Origin of the sequence: Microcystis sp. M49636_WE2 (genome assembly GCF_030065375.1) — a bacterium.
Classification (GTDB): Bacteria; Cyanobacteriota; Cyanobacteriia; order Cyanobacteriales; family Microcystaceae; genus Microcystis; species Microcystis aeruginosa_C.
The window spans coordinates 1-1,137 of sequence record NZ_JASJFG010000864.1 but is presented as its reverse complement, the minus strand read 5'-3'; the positions used below and the strand labels follow the sequence as shown (position 1 = coordinate 1,137).

Genomic DNA, 1,137 nt, shown 5'->3' with positions numbered 1-1,137 from the left:
CAATCGATCGGGAAATCGGTGATCGGGGGGGTGAAGCGAATTCCTACAATAATTTAGGCACTGTTTACAATTCCCTAGGCGAATACCAAAAAGCGATCGAGTTTCATCAACAGTCCTTAGCAATCAAACGGGAAATCGGTGATCGGGGGGGTGAAGCGGAATCCTACAATAATTTAGGTGCTGTTTACTATTCCCTAGGAGAATACCAAAAAGCGATCGAGTTTTATCAACAGTCTTTAGCAATCACACGCGAAATCGGTGATCGGGGGAGTGAAGCGAAAGCTTGGTTTAATCTGGGACTTACCTACTATAAACTCAAACGTATATCGGAAGCGAAAGAAGCATATCTTCAGTCGCGGGAATTATTTCAAGCATTGGGGTTAGCAGGATATGTTCAAAAGTGCGATGATGAAATTCGGCAATTAGAAACCCGAAAATATCCCTTAATCGTTGCTTTCTTTCTGGGGGTGGTTAAGTTTCCTTTAGTTTTAATTGGGGTGATAATAGTGGCATTGTGGCGATTGTTAAAAAGATGGTTGAGGAAAGCATAATTATCGAACCATAAATTCCTGTCACCCTAACCCTTTACGGAATATTTATTCCAGAATTTGATGAGTTGTTTTTGTATTTAACTACCTCCACAGTCACCAGTGACTTTATTGTTGATATATTAGAGGATTTCTGGGAGTCTAAAAAATCTCGTTTTGAGAAAATTAAAACTTTGATAATTAATCAAGATAATAGACCAGAAAATAATTCCAGACGAACTCAGTTTATGAAACGTATAGTTGAGTTTTGCCAAAAAATGCAAGTTATAGCCGTGCAAAGTCGTCATCGATGAGACAAAACCCGATAATTCGATCGTTAAGCTAAACCCCATTCACAGAGAAAACCGTAGTTTTGCTCTTTCGTCCACGATCCTTGCATAAACTCAGTTATAGATTAAGTAGGTAGGTATTGAAAACTTTCAGATCCCCCCGCCTATCGGCACCCCCCTTATCAAGGGTAGATCCCCCCGCCTATCGGCACCCCCCTTATCAAGGGTAGATCCCCCCGCCTATCGGCACCCCCCTTATCAAGGGGGGCAGGGGGGATCGAACCTAAAATCCATTTTTAATTTAATTATAACCAGCTACT

General features: G+C 41.2%; 1 protein-coding gene and 1 pseudogene. Both read left to right on the top strand.

What is annotated here, in order from left to right:
* On the top strand, positions 1-551 hold a 551-nt coding region (locus PX484_RS19760; RefSeq protein ID WP_288105222.1), incomplete at its 5' end, for a tetratricopeptide repeat protein.
* A gap of 23 nt (positions 552-574) precedes the next feature.
* Positions 575-814, top strand: a pseudogene (locus PX484_RS19755) (ISAzo13-like element transposase-related protein); the annotation flags it as partial.
* Positions 815-1,137: the final 323 nt, after the last annotated feature.